The following is an 18,782-nucleotide window of genomic DNA, read 5'->3' as shown; positions in this document are numbered from 1 at the left end:
GAGGCCGGACACATGTCAGCACCCGGTGACGCGCGGAAAGCAGCTCTGAAATTACCCCTTGCGCAAGGGGCGGTTACACATGTTGCACAAATCGCGTGAGGGATTCATCTTGCGAATCCAGGGTGGTAGCTGGGGTGCATGAGCAGACCTACGCCCCCGACCTACAAGACCAGGAACTGGCCAGCTTACAATGAAGCACTCAAGCGCCGGGGCTCGCTGACGATCTGGTTCGACCCCGATATGAGTTGGGATGCCGCGCCGACAGGCAGACGTGGCCGGCAGCAGACCTACGCCTGGAAGGGATCAGGCGTAACAATCTTCAAGGTCTCGACGTCGAATTCCCCATCGGCTGCTTCACCGCTGTCACCGGCATTTCGGGATCGGGCAAATCCAGTCTTGTCAGTCAGGCGCTGCCCGAGCTCGTCACGGAACACCTCGGCGGCTCCCCCGTGGCCGAGGAGGAGGATAAGCGTGACCATTCAGTGTGAGGGGTAGATCGTGGTTTTGCCCATGGAGGGCCGGCTGATCGCGGAAACCAGCGACGGCGCGCAGATCGAGCTGGCGGCGGGCGAGGGCCAGCGCGTTCTTTATGCGCTGACCACGCTGGCGCAGACGCCGGTAGGCCCGCATCTTGCGATCCGTGTCCTGCGCACGGTTGCCGGCGAAGTGCTGTGGCGATCGCCGGCAACAGGGCAAAGCTGATGCCAGCGGATGAGAAACGCGCCCATCAGCTGAGCCTGATGATTGCCATCCCTTCGAGCCGGGCTCCCGTTCCGGCCGCACGCGGCCTCCATCGGCGGTGACGCTCGCCACCTCGTGGCGTGGGGCGATCTGGCCGAGAAGCTCCGGCAGCATGGGGGCGTCGCCGATGTCGCTTTTGGTGACTTCGATAGCGCGGACTTCCAGCGTTTGCTCATCGATCCCGAGGTGGATCTTGCGCCAGACGCGGCGTTTGGCGCCGCCGTGCTTGCGGGCGTTCCACTCGCCCTCGCCTTCGACCTTGATCCCGGTGCTGTCGATCAGCAGATGCAGCGGCCTGTTGATTTCCACCCAGAACTGAGCCGACTCAGTTCTGAGTGGAAATTAACACCGAGCCCTTCTGGACCGAATTCCTCCGAGATCTCGAGCGCCGCGGGCTGAGCCTTTGGCCCTCTTGCGGTTTGCATACGGTCGCTTGGGCGCAGTACGCTCTGCAGACGGCGTTTAGGTTTCTCGGGCGTGTCCGGGGAACAAGGCGCCTGCAGCCCTCCCGCGCCCCTGCACGGGTGGATCGCGTGCAGGGGATGAGCTACTGCAGAGCAGCTTCGTGGCGCTTGTCAGTGTACGCCACCAGCGGGGCCGCCGCGCCTAGCGCCTCGGCACTAGCGCCAGGCCGCCGACACCCGAGGCGAAGATCAGGGCAAGGCCCAGCAGGGTCAGCGGTTCCGGCCAGTCGCCGAAGACGAAGAACCCGATCACGGTGGCGGCGATTAACTGGAAATAGATGAGGGGCGCCGAGACCGTCGCCGGCGTAGTCCGGTTCACGACCACCAGCAGATAGTTGCCGAAGGCAGAGGCAAGCGAACTGACGATCACAAGCACCCAGACCCGCAGGTCGTTGCTTGCCGGAATGCTGGCAAGGCCCGCAGGCAGCAGCAGCACCGCGCCGATCAGCAGTTGCGAGCCGAGCAGGAAGGGCGGCGGATAGAAGGCGGTCAGCCAGCGCGTCGCGGCAAGATACGAGCCGTATAGCGTGCCGGCCAGCACCGCGAAAATCATGCCGGTCCCCATCTCGCCGCCGGGCCGGACGACCAGCAGCACGCCGGCAAATCCCAGCGCCAGCATCACCGTGCGCGCCCAGGACACGCTCTCGCCCAGCAGCAGGGCTGACAGCACATAGGCCACGATCGGGCCGATGAAGAAGGCGCCGAAGACATTCGCGATGGGCTCGGTCCGAAGCGCGGTCAGGATCGAGGCGATGGCGCCGACGATCAGGGCCGCCCGCAGGATCAGCCGCCAGTCCAGCAGGCGCCCCAGGCCGGCCGGCCCCAGGCCCAGCACCCAGAACAGCAGCAGGGCCGCCAGCGCGAAGCGCGACCAGGCCACGAACAGCGGCTGCACCCCCGCCCCCGTCAGCAGCTTGCCGGCCGTGTCGCCGCAGACGATCGCCGTGGTGGCAAGGGCGACAAGGCCAAGAACCGTCAGGGGCGCAGGGGTCTGCATCGGCATTTCCTTCAGTCCGCATCGGCACGCTATCCGGCAGCGCGCAAGGCCGGATCGGACCCCCCCGCATCCCCGGCTGATGCAAGCCTGCCAAGTCCCGCAGACGCAGGGCGGGGGGCGGCAGGCCCACGGGCAGCGAGCTGAGTTGCAGGCAGGTTCAGAACATTGCTCCATCAGATACCCGGAAGAAAGGAAATGATGAAGCCAGCTCACTCAGACCCCAGACTTGAATCGCATTCGAGCGCGCTGCTCTCGTCGCTGCAGCTCCCGACCACGACGTATCGATTCCTCGACATAGTCCATGTGGTCGCGCGCAGCCTCCTCGGCTCGTACGGGATCAGCGGACAGAACCGACTCAATGATCTCTATGTGTTGATCGAGAAGCTTGCGTCCGCTGTCATCGATACTGCGGAGAAGGTCATGATTGTAGAAGATTCCGCGACGTGTCAGGTCATAGACCGACGCCATCATGTGGATCAGCGTTGTGTTGTGGCTGGCATCGACCACAGCACGGTGAAGCCGGAAATCAGCTTCGCTTTCCGCCTCTGCGTCCTGACCAAGCCAGGCCGCTTCGAGTTCTTCCCTGATCGCGGACAGACGCTCCTTGTCCGCAGCTGTCGCGCGCTGCGCGGCAAGGCGGGTCGCGAAGGCTTCCTGCTCGCGCCGGTATTCGAGATAATCGTAAAAGGCTTCGCCATGGCGCGAATAAAGCGCCAACATGGCCGGCGACATGGCCCTGCCGGTCAGTTCGGCAATGTAAGTTCCGTCACCGTGGCGGACATGAACGAGGCCGCGAGCCTCGAGCGTCTGCAGCGCTTCACGCAGCTTTGGCCGCGACACCCCGAAGGCGTCGGCCATTTCGCGCTCCGACGGCAAACGAGCACCGTCCTTCAGAACCCCATCGACGATCATCGTTTCAACCTTGCCGACAACCGTATCGACGACTGATGCGTGATCAATCGGCTCAAAAATTTCCGCAGCAATCATGGGCGGCGAGCTCCTTAGGGCTGTCGATAGACAGACATCAATATTATTTACCTCATCGGAGTCTGATTTCAAGGACAGAATCTTCTCCAGTCGTGTATTTTTCTGTCTGAAAATCAGTATTTTCTTGATATCCATGGAGTATCCGGTGAACCTCACACTGCCGAGCGCGCTGCGTCAACCGACGATCACTCTTCACGGCGCCTGATCTAAAGGTAAATAAACTTGTTGACTAGGTTAAGTGGTAAAGTTTATATACCTGCTATGACGTAGGCGGGACGCTGAGCGCTCCGCACCAGCTCTGGGAGGGGGCGTCCATGCTGCAGCACGAGGCGGTCGGGCCGGACCGCAGGCCTGCTTGGCCGGTCAGTCGCTCAGGTTTTCTCCGCCATGCCTGTCCAGGGTGCCGCGCCGCTGACTTTTCGGGCGAAGGGCCATCAAATCGGCTATGTCGAGCCGCGTTGCTTTGTTCTGCCGATGGCACTTCCACAGCAAACTGAGCGCCTTTCAAACGACCTTAGGAAAAGGATCGATGCTATGACCAAAGCCGTAATCGTTGCCGCCGCACGCACTCCCGTCGGCAGTTTCATGGGGTCATTCGCCAACACGCCGGCCCATGATCTCGGCGCCGCGGTCCTGACTGAAGTCGTCCGCCGCGCCGGTATCGACCCGGCCGAGGTCAGCGAAACCATCCTCGGCCAGGTGCTGACCGCGGCGCAGGGCCAGAACCCCGCGCGTCAGGCCCATATCAATGCCGGTCTGCCGAAGGAATCGGCGGCCTGGGGTCTCAACCAGGTCTGCGGGTCGGGTCTGCGCGCTGTGGCACTGGCGGCCCAGCAGGTCAGCCTTGGCGATGCCGCGATCGTCATTGCCGGCGGTCAGGAAAGCATGTCGCTGTCGCCGCACGCCTCCTACCTGCGCGCCGGTCAGAAGATGGGCGACATGCAGGCCATCGACACCATGATCCGCGACGGGCTGTGGGACGCGTTCAACAATTACCACATGGGCCAGACGGCCGAGAACGTGGCCGAGAAATTCCAGATCACCCGCGATGCGCAGGACGAATTCGCCGTCTCCAGCCAGAACAAGGCCGAGGCCGCACAGAGTGCCGGCAAGTTCGATGACGAGATCGTCGGCTATACCGTGAAGACCCGCAAGGGCGACACGGTCGTCGACAAGGACGAATATATCCGTCACGGCGCCACGCTGGAGGCGATGCAGAAGCTGCGCCCCGCCTTCACCCGCGACGGCACCGTGACCGCCGGCAATGCCTCGGGCCTGAATGACGGTGCCGCCGCCGTCATGGTCATGTCCGAGGAGGAAGCCGCGCGCCGTGGCCTGACCCCGCTGGCCCGCATCGCCTCCTATGCCACCGCCGGCCTTGACCCGGCCATCATGGGCGTAGGTCCGGTCTATGCCAGCCGCAAGGCGCTGGAAAAAGCCGGCTGGAAGGTCGGCGATCTGGACCTGATCGAGGCGAACGAAGCCTTTGCCGCCCAGGCCCTGGCGGTGAACAAGGAGATGGGCTGGGACCCCGAAATCGTGAACGTGAACGGCGGCGCCATTGCCATCGGCCACCCGATCGGCGCCTCGGGCGCGCGCATCCTGAACAGCCTGATCTTCGAGATGGGCCGTCGCGACGCCAAGAAGGGCATCGCCACGCTCTGCATCGGCGGCGGCATGGGCGTCGCCCTCTGCCTCGAGCGCTGAGGCTCCAGACCAGAATCGACACAACATCAGAGGAGGGATCAATGTCAAGTGTTGCACTAGTTACTGGGGGATCGCGCGGCATTGGCGCCGCCATCTCGAAAGCGTTGAAGGAAGCGGGTTATACCGTCGCCGCGAACTATGCCGGCAATGACGAGGCCGCCAAGGCCTTCACCGACGAGACCGGCATCAAGACCTACAAGTGGTCGGTCGCCGATTACGATGCCTGCACCGCCGGCATCAAGCAGGTCGAGGAGGAACTGGGGCCGATCGCGGTGCTGGTGAACAATGCTGGCATCACCCGCGACGCCATGTTCCACAAGATGACGCCGCAGCAGTGGAAAGAGGTCATGGATACCAACCTGACCGGGCTGTTCAACATGACCCATCCGGTCTGGACCGGCATGCGCGACCGCAAGTTCGGCCGCATCGTCAATATCAGCTCGATCAACGGGCAGAAGGGCCAGGCGGGTCAGGCCAACTATTCGGCGGCGAAGGCCGGGGATCTGGGCTTCACCAAGGCCCTGGCGCAAGAGGGTGCCCGCGCCGGCATCACCGTGAACGCCATCTGCCCGGGCTATATCGGCACCGAGATGGTGCGTGCCATCGACGAGAAGGTGCTGAACGAGCGGATCATCCCGCAGATCCCGGTCGGTCGCTTGGGTGAGCCCGAGGAAATCGCCCGCGCCGTGGTCTTCCTGGCCTCGGGCGATGCCGGCTTCATCACCGGCTCCACCATCTCCGCCAATGGCGGCCAGTTCTTCGTTTGAGGGAAACACCCATGAGAGACCTCGGTCCCGATATCGACCCGATCGAATCCCGCGAATGGCAGGACGCCATTGCCGACGTGATTGAACGCGATGGCCCCAACAGGGCTCATTTCCTGCTCGATAGAGCCGTCGCACAGGCCCGCGCCGCCGGGGCAACGCTGCCGTTCTCTGCAACGACCCCTTACCAGAACACGATCCCCGTGGACGATCAGTATGAGTTTCCGGGCGATCTGGACATGGAATGGCGCATCCGCACCATCAACCGCTGGAACGCCATGGCGACGGTCGTGCGCCGCAACAAGGAATCCAGCGAATACGGCGGGCATATCGCATCCTTCGCCTCCTCGGCGGTGATGTATGATGTCGGGCTGAACCACTTCTGGCGCGCGCGGTCGGCGATTCACGGCGGCGATCTGGTATTCTTCCAGGGCCATGTGGTGCCCGGCATCTATGCCCGGTCCTTCATGGAAGGCCGCATCACCGAAGAGCAGATGCTGAACTTCCGGTCCGAGGTCGGGGGCGAGGGGCTGTCGTCCTATCCCCATCCCTGGCTGATGCCGGACTATTGGCAGTTCCCGACCGTCAGCATGGGACTTGGCCCGCTTATGGCGATCTATCAGGCGCGGTTCATGAAATACATGCACAATCGCGGGCTGATCGATATGGCCGACCGCAAGGTCTGGTGTTTCCTGGGCGACGGAGAGATGGACGAGCCGGAAAGCCGCGGTGCCATCGACCTGGCCGCGCGCGAGGGTCTCGACAACCTGATCTTCGTCATAAACTGCAACCTGCAACGCCTGGACGGCCCGGTGCGCGGCAACGGCAAGATCGTGCAGGAGCTGGAAGGCAATTTCCGAGGCGCGGGCTGGAATGTCGTCAAGCTGCTCTGGGGCAAGGGCTGGGACGATCTGCTAGAAAACGACACCAGCGGCCGGCTGCGCCAGTTGATGGATGAAACGGTGGACGGCGACTATCAGACCTTCAAGTCCAAGGACGGCGCGTTTATCCGCAAGCATTTCTTCGGCAAGTATCCCGAAACTGCGACCCTGGTCGAGGACTGGTCCGACGATCAGATCTGGTCGCTGAGCCGGGGCGGCCACGATCCCGAAAAGGTCTATACCGCGTTCCGCAAGGCGACCGACACCAGGGACCAGCCGACCTGCCTGCTGATCAAGACGGTCAAAGGCTATGGCATGGGATCTGCGGGCGAAGGGCAGAACACCACCCACCAGCAGAAAAAGCTGGCAGAGGACCAACTGCGCGCGTTCCGAGACCGCTTCAAGATCCCCGTGTCCGACGAGGATTTGCCGAAGGCCCCCTTCGTCGCGTTGAACAACGCCCAGAAGGCCTATCTGGCGGACCGGCGCAAGGCCCTGGGTGGCGCGTTCCCGCAGCGTGTCAGCACCTCGCCCAAGCTGGCAATCCCGCCGCTCGAGGCGTTCAAGGCGCAGCTTCAGAACACGGGCGAGCGCGAGATTTCGACCACGATGGCCTTTGTGCGCATCCTGACCACACTTCTGCGCGACAAGGAGCTGGGCAAGCATATCGTGCCGATCGTGCCGGACGAAAGCCGCACCTTCGGCATGGAGGGGCTGTTCCGATCCATAGGGATCTACAATCCCGCCGGCCAGCACTATACGCCCGAAGATCGCGAGCAGATGTCCTATTACCGCGAAGCAGCGGATGGGCAGGTCTTGCAGGAAGGCATCAACGAGGCCGGTGCCATGGCCGACTGGATCGCGGCGGCCACGTCCTATTCCAACCACGGCGTGCCGATGATCCCGTTCTTCATCTACTATTCGATGTTCGGTTTTCAGCGGGTGGGCGATCTGGCCTGGGCTGCGGGCGACAGCCGGGCGCGTGGCTTCATGTTGGGCGGCACCGCCGGGCGCACAACGCTGAACGGCGAGGGTTTGCAGCACGAGGACGGCCACAGCCATATCATCGCGGGCACCGTCCCGAATTGCATCAGCTACGACCCGACCTTTCAGCACGAAGTGGCGGTGATCGTGCAGCACGGCATGACGCGGATGTATCAGGATCAGGAGGACGTGTATTTTTACATCACCCTGATGAACGAGAACTATGCCCATCCCGACATGCCGGCAGGCTGCGAGGCGGGCATCATCCGCGGCCTCTATCGCCTCAAAGAGGTCAAGAAGCCGGGCATGAAGCACGTCAATCTGCTGGGATCGGGCACGATCCTGATCCAGGCGATCAAGGCCGCCGAGATGCTTGAGGCCGATTACGGCATTACCGCCGACATCTGGTCGGCGACAAGCCTGAACGAACTGGCCCGCGACGGCCAGGACGCGGCGCGGTGGAACCGGCTCAACCCGCTTGAGGCGCCGCGCGTGCCCTATGTCACGCAGGCGCTGTCCAAGGCCAAGGGACCGGTGATCGCCGCCACCGACTACATGAAGAACTATGCCGAGCAGATCCGGGCCTTCGTGCCGGGCCGCTACACGGTGCTGGGGACCGACGGGTTCGGTCGCTCCGACAGCCGGGTGAACCTGCGGAGGTTCTTCGAGGTCGATGCCAACCACATCGCCGCCGCAGCCATGGTGGATCTGTTCCGTGACGGTGCGGTCGACGAGGCGACGCTGAAGGCTGCCCTTGCCAAGTATGACATCGACGGCGCCAAGCCGAACCCCCGGCTGGTCTGAGCGGGAAGAAGGAGGAGACACATCATGCCTGTTGAAGTGAACGTTCCCGACATCGGCGATTTCAAGGATGTCCCGGTCATCACCGTTCTGGTGAAGGTGGGCGACACCATCGCCGCCGAGGACCCGTTGATCGAGCTTGAATCCGACAAGGCCACAATGGAGGTGCCAAGCCCCGTCGCAGGCCGCATCGCCTCTATCGTGGTGAAGGAAGGCGACCGGGTCTCCGAGGGATCGGTGATCCTGACGGTCGAGGCCGAGGGCAGCGACGCCGCTGCCGCCGCATCGGCGCCTACATCGGCGCCCGCCGCCGCGCCTGCCGCATCGGTTCCGGCGGCGGCAGCCCCCGCAGCTCCCGCCGTCACAGATTCGGGGTTCAACAAGGCCCATGCTTCGCCGTCGATCCGCGCCTTTGCGCGGCAGTTGGGGATTGATCTGGCCAAGATCAACGGCTCGGGCCGCAAGGGGCGCATTCTGCGCGACGACGTGACGGCGGCGCTGAAGGCCAGCGCAGTCCCGGTCGCTGCCGCATCGGGCGGCGCGGCGCTGAGCGGCGGCATGGGCATCCCGCCGATTCCGGTTGTGGACTTCTCGAAGTTCGGTCCGGTCGAAAACGTGGAAATGCCCCGCATCAAGAAGCTGTCCGGCCCGGCGCTGCACCGGTCCTGGCTGAACGTCCCCCATGTCACCCACCATGAGGAAGCCGACATCACCGAGATCGACCAGTTCCGCAAGGAACTGGACGACGAGGCCAAGAAGGACGGCTATCGCGTCACGCTGCTGGCGCTTGTCATCAAGGCCAGCGTGTCCGCGCTGCGCAAGCACTGGGAGTTCAACTCGTCGATCCATCCCGACGGCGACAAGCTGATCCGCAAGTCCTATTACAACATCGGCTTTGCCGCGGACACGCCGAACGGGCTGGTGGTTCCGGTCATCAAGGAAGCCGACCGCAAGGGGATTGTCGAAATCTCGAAGGAACTGGGCGATCTCAGTGCCAAGGCCCGCGCGGGAGAGCTGAAGTCCCAGGACATGCAGGGCGCGACCTTCACCATCTCGTCGCTAGGGGGCATCGGTGGCACCGCCTTCACTCCCATCGTGAACGTGCCCGAGGTGGCGATCCTGGGCCTGACGCGCTCGCGGATGGCGCCGGTCTGGGACGGCCAGCAATTCGTGCCGCGCAACATGCTGCCGATGTCGCTCAGCTATGACCACCGCGCCATCGACGGGGCGTTGGCCGCGCGCTTTGCCGCGACGCTGAAACACCTGCTCGGCGACGTGCGCCGGATCATGCTGTGAAGGAGGGCCGAAACATGGACATCAAGGTTCCCGACATCGGCGATTTCAAGGATGTGCCGGTCATCACCCTTCTGGTCGCCGTCGGCGACGAGGTTGCCGAGGAGCAGCCGCTTATCGAACTGGAATCCGACAAGGCCACGATGGAGGTGCCCAGCCCCGTCGCAGGACGGATCACCGCGATCTCGGTCAAGGAAGGCGATCGGGTCTCCGAAGGATCGGTGATCCTGACGCTGGACACCGCCGGCGCCGCCGCCGAACCCGCCAAGGGCAAGGAGGAACCGCGCAACGACAGCAGCGGCGGTCGTGACAGCAGCCCGGCCGCAGCTCAGCCCGTCCCGGCAGCGCTGTCCGCTTCGGCGCGCGGCGACATCCATGCCGAGGTGGTCGTGCTCGGTTCAGGTCCGGGCGGCTATACGGCGGCGTTCCGCGCGGCCGACCTGGGCAAGAAGGTCGTGCTGATCGAACGCTATCCAACGCTGGGTGGGGTCTGCCTGAACGTCGGCTGCATTCCGTCCAAGGCTCTGCTGCACGCAGCCAAGGTCATCTCGGAAGCCGAGGAGATGGGCCATCATGGCCTGCGCTTCTCGCCGCCCGAGGTGGATCTCGATGCGCTGCGCGGCTGGAAGAACTCGGTCGTCACGCAGTTGACGGGCGGTCTCAGCGGTCTGGCAAAGGGCCGCAAGGTTCAGGTGGTGACCGGCTTTGGCACCTTTGCCGGACCCAACATGATCGCGGTCGACAACGACGGGGCGACATCCACGGTCAGCTTCGACCAGTGCATCATCGCCGCCGGGTCCGAACCCGTGACCCTGCCGTTCATTCCCCATGACGATCCCCGCGTGATCGATTCTACCGGCGCGCTGGAACTGGACGGCGTGCCCGCGCGCCTTCTGGTTCTGGGCGGCGGCATCATCGGGCTGGAAATGGCCTGCGTCTATGACGCGCTGGGGTCCAGCGTAACGGTCGTGGAACTGATGGACCAGATCATCCCCGGCGCCGACAAGGACATCGTCAAGCCCCTGCATAAGCGGATCGAGGCCCGATACGAGAAGATCCTGCTCAAGACCAAGGTCACGGCGGTCTCGGCCGCCGAGGACGGGCTGACCGTCACCTTCGAGGACGACAAGGGCGGCACCACGACCGATCGCTTCGACAAGATCCTTGTGTCGGTCGGGCGTCGGCCCAACGGCAAGATGCTGAACGCCGGCGCCGCGGGCGTGGCCGTGGACGACCGCGGCTTCATCGCCGTGGACAGCCAGCAGCATACCAATGTTCCCCATATCCTCGCAATCGGCGACGTGGTGGGTCAGCCGATGCTGGCGCACAAGGCAGTCCATGAAGGCAAGGTCGCCGCCGAGGTTGCTGCCGGGCACAACCGCCACTTCGACGCCCGCGTGATTCCCTCGGTCGCCTATACCGACCCCGAGGTCGCCTGGGTCGGCGTGACCGAAGCCCAAGCCAAGGCCAGTGGCCTGAAGGTCGGCAAGGGCGTTTTCCCCTGGGCTGCCTCTGGACGGTCGCTTTCGCTTGGCCGGTCCGAGGGCATCACCAAGCTGATCTTCGACGAAACCGATCAACGCGTCATCGGCGCGGCCATCGTCGGCCCCAACGCCGGCGATCTGATCGCCGAGGTGGCCCTGGCTATCGAGATGGGGGCCGATGCGGTCGACCTTGGCCACACCATCCACCCGCATCCTACCCTGAGTGAGACGGTGAACTTCGCTGCCGAAATGTTCGAGGGCACGATCACCGACCTGATTCCGCCGAAGAAGCGTCACTGACCGTGATCGGGCGGCCACAGCTGATCGCCCGATGCCTTCCGTCAGCACAGCAACAGGAGCCTGCAATGACCGACAAGAAGCCCACCATGGATTTCAATGAAGCGCTCAAGGCGTTTGATCCGACATCCCTGTTTCCGTTCATGAACTCTCAGGGCATGGCGGACTGGTTCCGCCGTCAGAATGTTGACTGCCTCGATCCCGCCTCAATGCTGAAGATGTGGCAGAAACGGCTGGATGCCCTGGCCAGTGCCAACGAGCACGCAAGATCCCTCTACCGGTTGCAGATCGAGCGTCAGTTCCAGATTTTCGACGAGATGACGGCTGCCGCAACAGACAGCATGAACCGGCTCGACACATCCGTCCGCTCCGAGGCGTCTGGGAACAATATCAAGGTTCTTTCGGACGCGGCCGACAAGGCTCTCGCGCTGATGCAGCGGCTGTCGGAGGAATCGCTGGTGGCGATGACCGAAACTCAGAAACGGTTTGCAGTTGAGGTGGATGCGGCCATCAAGGACTTGCGCGGCGCTTGAGCGACGAGGTCGGGTGACCCCATCCTGTACCGCGACGCGCACAAGAGCATCGGCGCGCTCCTGCTGGTGATCGAACATTCGACCCCGACCATGGTGCGCCACGAATCCGGCACGCCCGAGAATATCGGCTGCGTTGTCACAGACCCCCACAGGGCCGGATCGGCCCGACGCTTCTGAGGAGGAAAGATGTCCCAAGTCTTCACATTCGTCTTGGCCCTGCTGCCAATCGCCACAGTGTTTCTGCTCTTGGTGGTGCTCGCACGCTCGGCCAAGCTTTCGATGGGCGTTGCCTATCTGGTCACGGCCGCGACCGCGCTTTTGGTCTGGGGCACGGACCTCAACAAGATTCTTGGCGCCACCGTGAACGGTGCCGTGACCGCAGTCAGCCTGCTCTACATTATCTTCGGTGCGATCCTGATGCTCTATACGCTGGAGGAAAGCGGCGGCATCCGGTCGATCCGGGCAGGGTTCACCAGCATTTCGCCTGACCGGCGGGTACAGGCGATCATCATCGCCTGGTTGTTCGGATCGCTGATCGAGGGGGCGTCCGGGTTCGGAACGCCCGCGGCCATCGCCGCGCCACTGCTGGTTGCCATCGGCTTTCCGGCCATGGCGGCGGTGCTGGTAACGCTGATCATCCAGTCCACGCCTGTGTCATTCGGGGCAGTCGGCACGCCGATTCTTGTCGGTGTCAATACCGGGCTTTCGGGTCAGGCGATTGTCGAACAGACCATCGCACCGATGGCCTTCGCTGACTATCTGGTCGAGATTGCTGTCAAGGTTGCCACACTGCATGGCCTGATCGGCTTTCTGATCCCGTTGATCATGATCGGCATGATGACGCGGTTCTTCGGTTCCCGGCGGTCCTTCGCCGAAGGGTTCCGAATCTGGAAATTCGCGCTGTTCGCCGGGCTTGCTTTCACCGTTCCGTACTGGATCATTGCCAGCCTGCTTGGCCCGGAATTTCCGTCCCTGGTGGGCGGCATCATCGGGCTGCTGATCGTCGTTCCCGCCGCACGGGCCGGCTTCCTGATCCCGAAGGAGTCCTTCGACTTCCCGCCCCGCGAACAGTGGGACGGAAAATGGGTCGGCAAGCTGGACGATCTGGAGGATCACCGTGCCGGGCTTGAGGTGATGTCGTTGCTCAAGGCCTGGGCGCCCTACATATTCGTGGTTCTTCTGCTGGTCGCGACGCGCACGCTTCCCGATTTCAAGGCCTGGCTGACCGCCCCGGAACGGACCATGGCCTTCGATGATCTGTTCGGGTCGGGCATCAATGCCCGCGTGCAATGGCTGTATCTGCCTGGAACGGTGCTGATCCTCGCTTCGCTGTTCACCTTCCTGTTCCATCGAATGCGTCCGGCCGATTACGGCAAGGCATTGCGTACGTCGGGATCGACAATGATCGCGGCGGCCCCGGCACTGCTGTTGGCGGTGCCGATGGTGCAGGTGTTCATCAACTCTGCCTCGGACACGATGGCGTCGATGCCGATCGTGCTCGCCGAAAGCGTCTCGGCCGTGGTCGGCAGTGCCTGGCCGATGTTCGCGCCACTGATCGGGTCGATGGGCGCCTTCGTCGCCGGATCGAACACGATTTCGAACATGATGTTCTCGTTGTTCCAGTTCTCGACCGCTGAACAGATCGGTCTGGGCGCGGCCGGGGCCGGATTGGTTGTTGCGCTGCAGGCCATCGGCGGTGCGGCAGGCAATATGATCTGCGTGCACAACGTGGTGGCAGCCTCGGCCACGGTGGGACTTGTGGACCGCGAGGGCGAAATCATCCGCATGACCCTGATCCCGATGTTCTATTATATCGTCCAGGGCGGCTTTCTTGGTCTTGCTATCCTGGCGGGCGGGCCGAACCTGTGGTGGATCGCCGTGCTGATCTGGCCGGCCGCCGTGCTGTTCCTGATGTCGCGCAATCGCGGGGCTGTTTCCGCCACCCAAACACGCTGAGGTCGTCATGTCCGGACAACCAAATCCCCGCGTCGGCCTTTTCGTGACCTGTCTCGTGGATGCAATCCGCCCCAGCATCGGGTTTTCCGCCATTCAGCTTCTGGAGGAGGCCGGATGCCGGGTCGAGGTGCCGCAGGCACAGACCTGTTGCGGGCAACCGGCCTTGAACAGTGGAGACGAAAAGGATGCAGCAGCACTGGCACGACAGACCATCGCTGCTTTCGAGGGCTTCGACTATATTGTGCTGCCCTCGGGATCCTGTGCGGGAACCATCGTGCACGGCTATCCGGACCTGTTGGCCAAAGATCCGGTCTGGGCGCCCCGCGCCCGGATCCTCGCCACGAGAACCCACGAGATTACCAGTTTCCTGGTTGATGTGATGGGTTTTCGGCCAAAGGGCCGTCGCCTGTCAGCGACGGCCACCTACCACGACAGTTGCGCAGGGCTGCGCGAACTGGGCATCGCCGCGCAACCCCGTGCGCTTCTGGCGGAGGTCGCGGGCCTGGAGATGCGGGGATTGGAAGGCAATGATGTCTGCTGCGGCTTTGGCGGCACGTTCTGCGTCAAGTATTCCGACATCTCGAACGCGATCGTCACCGAAAAGGCCGAGGCGATCGAGCGCACCGAGGCCGACCTGCTTCTGGCGGGAGATCTGGGATGCCTGATGAACATGGCAGGCAAGCTGAACCGCCGGGGCGCAAGGACGCGCTGTTTCCACACCATCGAGGTTCTGGCGGGCCGGGCCGACGGTCCCGCCATCGGCGAGGAGGGCTGAGAATCATGAGCGCACCAGAGGCATCTGTGCAGGTTTCGTTCAAGAACCGTGCCAAGACGGCACTGGCGGACAGAACGCTGAAGATCGCCATCGACCGCACCACCGGCACGGCCGAGGCCAAGCGTGCGGTGGCAGTGGCGGCGTTTCCCGAATTCCAGGCCGCCCGCGCCCGCGGACGCGCGATCAAGGATCACGTGATCGCCCATCTGGACCATTATCTCGAACAGTTCGAGCGCAACGCCACCGCATCTGGTGCTACGGTCCACTGGGCATCCGACGATGCCGAGGCACGGGCGATCATTACCCGTATCTGCCTGGATGCCAAGGCCAAGTTGGTGACGCGGTCGAAATCCATGCTGGGCGAAGAAATCGGTCTGCCGCATGCTTTGGCTGATGCCGGGATCGAGCGGGTCGAGACCGACCTGGCCGAACACATCATCCAGCTTGCCGGAGAGGCCCCCTCACACATCGTCTGGCCCGCGATGCACCGCACCCGCGAACAGGTGGCCGAACTGTTCAAGATGGCTCATCACCTGCCGCCCTCGGCCGACGATCCGGCCACCATGGTGCAAAGCGCGCGGCGCGAATTGCGCGCCAAGTTTCTGGGGGCCGACATAGGCATTTCGGGGTCGAACTTCCTGGTGGCCGATACGGGTGCCACCTGCACGGTGACGAATGAAGGCAATGCCGAACTGACCACCACGCCGCCGCGCATTCATATCGTGACGGCGGGGATCGAGAAAATCGTGCCCACCACCGCCCATGCCCTGTCCCTGCTGCGCCTGCTGGTGCGGTCGGCCACGGGCGGCGAACTGACGCAATACACGACATTCCACTGCGGACCCAAACGTCCTGGTGATGCCGATGGTCCCGAGGAGATGCACATCGTGCTGGTGGACAACGGCCGCACCAGAATGCTGGACAACGAGTTCCGCGAGATGCTGCGCTGCATCCGCTGCGGGGCCTGCATGAACCATTGCGTGGTCTATCGCCAGATCGGCGGGCACGCCTATGGCGGCACCTATCCCGGACCGATGGGTTCGGTTCTGACACCAGTGCTGAACGGGCTTGCCGGTTCACGCGACCTGCCCAATGCCTGCACCATGAACGGCCGCTGCGCCGAAGTCTGCCCGGTCGAGATTCCCATCCCCACGCTGCTGCGCGCCTGGCGGATCCGCAGTTGGCGAGAAAAGCTGGAACCGGGAAGCCTTCGCGCCGGCATCGGTATCTGGGCAGTTCTGGCCCGGCGTCCCGGTCTTTACGGGCTGGCCAGCCGGATCGGCGTGCGGGCCCTCCGGTTGTTCGGCAAGGGAGGCTGGATCGCGCGCCTGCCGCTGGCGGGCGGCTGGACGGCCCATCGCGACCTGCCGCGCCCGGCGGGCCGCACCTTCATGGAACAGTATCGCGCCCAGCAGGCACACAAGGGGAGCCGCCCATGACCGCCCGCGACCGCATCCTGTCCGCGATCCGCGCCGCCCTGCCACATGAACGCCCGGCGCCCGACGCCATCTCCGCCGAGGCCAAGGCCCTGCTGGCCGATCCCGACACCATCCGCCCTCGACTGGTCGCTGAGGGGCTGTTAGATGCCTTCATCCTGAAGGCTGAGGCGATCGGTACGACGATTGACCGCGTTGGCGGCATGGAAGCCGTTCCCGACGCTGTGCGGCGCTATCTGTCGGGACACGGCCTGTCACTGTCACTGGCCGTGGAACCGACGCCGGCGCTGACCGCACTCGACTGGACGGGCCTTGACACCGGCACCACTCTTGCCCCGGACCAGCCGGCAGCGCTCGGAAAGGCGCTTTGGGGTATCGCCGAAAGCGGGTCCATGATCGTGCATTCGGGCGCCGATACGCCGATCTTGCTGTCTTTCCTGCCCCTGCATCATATCGTGGTGCTGCAAGAATCCGATATCCTGTCCCATCTCGAGGACTATGCTGCGCAGCTGGCGGAGCGGCCCCATCCGCGCAACGCGATCCTGATCACCGGACCCAGCGGCACGACCGATATCGAGGGGAGCTATGTGCGCGGGGCGCATGGGCCGGGCTTCCTGCATGTGATCCTTGTTGCAAGCACAGACTGACAACCTGCCGGTTGCCAGTCCCCACCACCGCCGGCCGTTGCCAGCAGAGCCGGTCGTCCTAGCTACCCCCAAGGAGACCCGGAATGGACCGAAGCAAAATTGCCGAACAGACCGCAGAATTTGCCAGCCTGATGCAGCGGGCGCAGGAGCTTGCGCAGCGCAGCAGCGCCAGTGCCCTGGCCAAAGCGACGGGCAATGAATTCTCGGTGGTGGATTCCGGGACGGTGGCACAGGCCTATGCGCGCGCGGGGATCAAGCTGGCGCAGAACCCCTTTGCGCTGGCGCAGTTCCAGATCGATCTTTGGGCCGACAGCGCGAAAGCATGGGCAGGCGCATGGTCGGGCGAGGGCGAGGACAGCAAGGACCGCCGCTTCCGCGATGGCCGCTGGACTACTGATCGGGTCAGCCGTGGCCTGCGCGACGTGCATCTGGCTATCGAAGGCGCCGCCGACCGGCTGATCGAAACCCTGCCCGAGGGTGACAAGGACAGTCTGCGCGTGCGGTTCTATACGCGGCAATTGCTCAGCGCGCTGTCGCCCAGCAATTACCTGGCGCTGAACCCCGCCGCGCGTGAGCGTTTCCTTGAAACCGATGGCCGCAGCCTGCTGGACGGTTTCCGCAACCTTCTGGACGATCTGGAACGCGGCGGTGGGCGGCTGGACATCAACATGACCGACCGCGCGGCCTTCGAGGTCGGGCGCGATCTGGCCACGACGCCGGGGCAGGTGATCTATCAGAACGAATTGATCCAGTTGATCCATTACGAACCGCTGACCAAGACCCAGTTCAAGCGCCCGCTGCTGTTCGTGCCGCCCTGGATCAACAAATACTATATCTTCGACATGAAGCCCGAAAACAGCCTCGTCCGCTATATGCTGGAGCAGGGCCACAGCGTTTTCCTGATTTCATGGGTCAATCCGACCAAGCAGCACGCGGCACTGACCTTCGAGGATTACATGCGCCTTGGGCCGCTGACCGCGCTGGACGCGATCACCGATGCGACGGGCGAGGATGAGTTCGACATTCTCGGCTTCTGCATCGGCGGGATTCTGGTGACGGCGACGCTGGCCTATATGGCGGCAAAGGGTGACAAGCGGGTCAAGACGGCGACGACGCTGGCCACGATGGTGGATTTCACCGATGTGGGCGAGATCGGCGTTTTCATCGACCGCGACCGGCTGCAGGTTCTGCGCGAACACATGGCCGAAAAGGGCTATCTGGAAAACCATCACCTGCAGGACATGTTCTCGATGATCCGGGAAAATGACCTGATCTGGTCCTTCCATGTGATGAACTACCTGATGGGCCGCAAGCCGCCCGCCTTCGATCTGCTGTTCTGGAACGGCGACAGCACGCGCCTGCCTGCGGCCATGCTGCTGTGGTATCTGGAGAAGATCTATATCGAGAACGGCTTGCGCCAGCCCGGCCATCTGACCATGGACGGCGTGCCCATCGACATCAGCAAGATCGACATCCCTTTCTATGTCTTTGCGACGAAAGAGGATCACATCGCGCCCTGGAACTCGATCTATCCGACGACCGGGTTGCTGGGCGGTGACACGACCTTCGTTCTGGGTGGCTCGGGGCATATCGCGGGGGTGATCAACCCGCCAGCGAAACGGCCGAAATACGGGTTCTGGACCAGCGCGGCTGCCTATCCCGCCGATCCGCAGGACTGGCTGGCCAAGGCCACGCCGCATCAGGGGTCTTGGTGGCCGAACTGGGCCGAATGGATCGAAAGTCACAGCAAGGGCAAGAAGGTTCCCGCCTATGTGCCTGGTAGCGGAGCGCTGAAACCGATCGAGCCGGCACCCGGCAGCTATGTGCGGGCGGGATAATCACCTTCAGCTTCGGTCTAGATCGTTTGGGGTAAGCGCGACGGCGTGACCCTGTGCAGAGATGCTTGACGGCTGCTGGTTTCTCCATCTTTCCGCCCTACATGTTGATTGCCACTGAGATTTGACCCGGCATTGTCACCGAGAACTGACCCACCCAGTGGTTATGTTCTGCGTGTTATGATGGCGTCAATGCTAGT

General features: G+C 63.5%; 15 protein-coding genes and 2 pseudogenes. 13 read left to right on the top strand and 4 right to left on the bottom strand.

Translation table 11 applies throughout. The annotated features are described in order from the left end of the window. Positions 1-138: 138 nt before the first annotated feature. Positions 139-294 (top strand): annotated as a pseudogene (locus DFP89_RS18515) (IS5/IS1182 family transposase); the annotation flags it as partial. On the opposite strand, the gene DFP89_RS20425 reads toward DFP89_RS18515, so the two are convergent. After that, positions 288-479, bottom strand: coding sequence for a hypothetical protein (locus DFP89_RS20425; RefSeq protein ID WP_181870396.1), 192 nt, complete (start codon positions 477-479; stop codon positions 288-290). The pseudogene DFP89_RS18515 and the gene DFP89_RS20425 sit on opposite strands and share 7 nt — an antisense overlap. A gap of 19 nt (positions 480-498) precedes the next feature. Between DFP89_RS20425 and DFP89_RS20420 the strand changes: the two genes are divergently transcribed. Beyond that, positions 499-702: a hypothetical protein gene (locus DFP89_RS20420; protein ID WP_181870395.1), complete on the top strand. Its 204-nt coding sequence runs from the start codon at positions 499-501 to the stop codon at positions 700-702. An 87-nt stretch (positions 703-789) separates the two neighbouring features. Here DFP89_RS20420 and DFP89_RS18505 read toward each other — a convergent pair. The 3 genes and pseudogenes from DFP89_RS18505 to DFP89_RS18495 form a co-directional block, all read right to left on the bottom strand. Continuing rightward, positions 790-1,035 (bottom strand): annotated as a pseudogene (locus DFP89_RS18505) (transposase); the annotation flags it as partial. Between the two features lie 312 nt (positions 1,036-1,347). After that, positions 1,348-2,202, bottom strand: a complete 855-nt coding sequence (locus tag DFP89_RS18500; protein ID WP_114350823.1) for a DMT family transporter — start codon at positions 2,200-2,202, stop codon at positions 1,348-1,350. Between the two features lie 213 nt (positions 2,203-2,415). Further along, positions 2,416-3,324, bottom strand: coding sequence for a FadR/GntR family transcriptional regulator (locus tag DFP89_RS18495; protein WP_245948871.1), 909 nt, complete (start codon positions 3,322-3,324; stop codon positions 2,416-2,418). Positions 3,325-3,723: 399 nt separating this feature from the next. Between DFP89_RS18495 and DFP89_RS18490 the strand changes: the two genes are divergently transcribed. The 11 genes from DFP89_RS18490 to DFP89_RS18440 all read left to right on the top strand — a co-directional run bounded on the left by DFP89_RS18490 (position 3,724) and on the right by DFP89_RS18440 (position 18,585). Next, complete coding sequence (locus DFP89_RS18490) at positions 3,724-4,896, top strand: acetyl-CoA C-acetyltransferase (protein ID WP_114350821.1); 1,173 nt, start codon at positions 3,724-3,726, stop codon at positions 4,894-4,896. Between the two features lie 41 nt (positions 4,897-4,937). Further along, entirely contained in the window at positions 4,938-5,663 is a 726-nt protein-coding gene (phbB, locus tag DFP89_RS18485; RefSeq protein WP_114350820.1) for an acetoacetyl-CoA reductase, read from the top strand. An 11-nt stretch (positions 5,664-5,674) separates the two neighbouring features. Beyond that, positions 5,675-8,329 carry a pyruvate dehydrogenase (acetyl-transferring), homodimeric type gene (gene aceE / locus DFP89_RS18480; protein ID WP_114350819.1) on the top strand — a complete coding sequence of 885 codons (2,655 nt, stop codon included), beginning with the start codon at positions 5,675-5,677 and terminating at the stop codon, positions 8,327-8,329. 24 nt (positions 8,330-8,353) lie between these two features. Then, positions 8,354-9,622, top strand: coding sequence for a dihydrolipoyllysine-residue acetyltransferase (aceF, locus tag DFP89_RS18475; protein WP_114350818.1), 1,269 nt, complete (start codon positions 8,354-8,356; stop codon positions 9,620-9,622). A 14-nt stretch (positions 9,623-9,636) separates the two neighbouring features. Next, a complete protein-coding gene (gene lpdA / locus DFP89_RS18470; protein ID WP_114350817.1) occupies positions 9,637-11,403 on the top strand; it encodes a dihydrolipoyl dehydrogenase in 1,767 nt (588 codons plus the stop codon). 65 nt (positions 11,404-11,468) lie between these two features. After that, positions 11,469-11,933 carry a hypothetical protein gene (locus tag DFP89_RS18465; RefSeq protein WP_114350816.1) on the top strand — a complete coding sequence of 155 codons (465 nt, stop codon included), beginning with the start codon at positions 11,469-11,471 and terminating at the stop codon, positions 11,931-11,933. Positions 11,934-12,119: 186 nt separating this feature from the next. Beyond that, complete coding sequence (locus DFP89_RS18460) at positions 12,120-13,889, top strand: L-lactate permease (protein ID WP_114350815.1); 1,770 nt, start codon at positions 12,120-12,122, stop codon at positions 13,887-13,889. Positions 13,890-13,896: 7 nt separating this feature from the next. Then, positions 13,897-14,664, top strand: coding sequence for a (Fe-S)-binding protein (locus tag DFP89_RS18455; protein WP_114350814.1), 768 nt, complete (start codon positions 13,897-13,899; stop codon positions 14,662-14,664). 5 nt (positions 14,665-14,669) lie between these two features. Beyond that, entirely contained in the window at positions 14,670-16,103 is a 1,434-nt protein-coding gene (locus DFP89_RS18450; protein WP_114350813.1) for a lactate utilization protein B, read from the top strand. Next, positions 16,100-16,747, top strand: a complete 648-nt coding sequence (locus tag DFP89_RS18445; RefSeq protein WP_114350812.1) for a LutC/YkgG family protein — start codon at positions 16,100-16,102, stop codon at positions 16,745-16,747. Before DFP89_RS18450 ends, DFP89_RS18445 begins: the two co-directional genes overlap by 4 nt. A gap of 83 nt (positions 16,748-16,830) precedes the next feature. Continuing rightward, positions 16,831-18,585, top strand: a complete 1,755-nt coding sequence (locus tag DFP89_RS18440; protein ID WP_114350811.1) for a PHA/PHB synthase family protein — start codon at positions 16,831-16,833, stop codon at positions 18,583-18,585. The last annotated feature ends 197 nt before the right edge of the window (positions 18,586-18,782 follow it).

It is taken from the genome of Paracoccus lutimaris, from assembly GCF_003337565.1.
In the GTDB taxonomy this organism is placed as follows: Bacteria; Pseudomonadota; Alphaproteobacteria; order Rhodobacterales; family Rhodobacteraceae; genus Paracoccus; species Paracoccus lutimaris.
This window is presented reverse-complemented; position numbering and strand designations above follow the sequence as displayed.

Bases quoted from the DNA above. Each gene is read 5' to 3' on its own strand.
- DFP89_RS18495 (WP_245948871.1), bottom strand. From the start codon at position 3,324: ATGGATATCAAGAAAATACTGATTTTCAGACAGAAAAATACACGACTG.
- aceE (WP_114350819.1), top strand. From the start codon at position 5,675: ATGAGAGACCTCGGTCCCGATATCGACCCGATCGAATCCCGCGAATGG.
- phbB (WP_114350820.1), top strand. From the start codon at position 4,938: ATGTCAAGTGTTGCACTAGTTACTGGGGGATCGCGCGGCATTGGCGCC.
- DFP89_RS20425 (WP_181870396.1), bottom strand. From the start codon at position 479: ATGGTCACGCTTATCCTCCTCCTCGGCCACGGGGGAGCCGCCGAGGTG.
- DFP89_RS18440 (WP_114350811.1), top strand. From the start codon at position 16,831: ATGGACCGAAGCAAAATTGCCGAACAGACCGCAGAATTTGCCAGCCTG.
- DFP89_RS18465 (WP_114350816.1), top strand. From the start codon at position 11,469: ATGACCGACAAGAAGCCCACCATGGATTTCAATGAAGCGCTCAAGGCG.
- DFP89_RS18490 (WP_114350821.1), top strand. From the start codon at position 3,724: ATGACCAAAGCCGTAATCGTTGCCGCCGCACGCACTCCCGTCGGCAGT.
- DFP89_RS18450 (WP_114350813.1), top strand. From the start codon at position 14,670: ATGAGCGCACCAGAGGCATCTGTGCAGGTTTCGTTCAAGAACCGTGCC.
- DFP89_RS18460 (WP_114350815.1), top strand. From the start codon at position 12,120: ATGTCCCAAGTCTTCACATTCGTCTTGGCCCTGCTGCCAATCGCCACA.
- aceF (WP_114350818.1), top strand. From the start codon at position 8,354: ATGCCTGTTGAAGTGAACGTTCCCGACATCGGCGATTTCAAGGATGTC.
- DFP89_RS18445 (WP_114350812.1), top strand. From the start codon at position 16,100: ATGACCGCCCGCGACCGCATCCTGTCCGCGATCCGCGCCGCCCTGCCA.
- DFP89_RS18500 (WP_114350823.1), bottom strand. From the start codon at position 2,202: ATGCAGACCCCTGCGCCCCTGACGGTTCTTGGCCTTGTCGCCCTTGCC.
- DFP89_RS18455 (WP_114350814.1), top strand. From the start codon at position 13,897: ATGTCCGGACAACCAAATCCCCGCGTCGGCCTTTTCGTGACCTGTCTC.
- lpdA (WP_114350817.1), top strand. From the start codon at position 9,637: ATGGACATCAAGGTTCCCGACATCGGCGATTTCAAGGATGTGCCGGTC.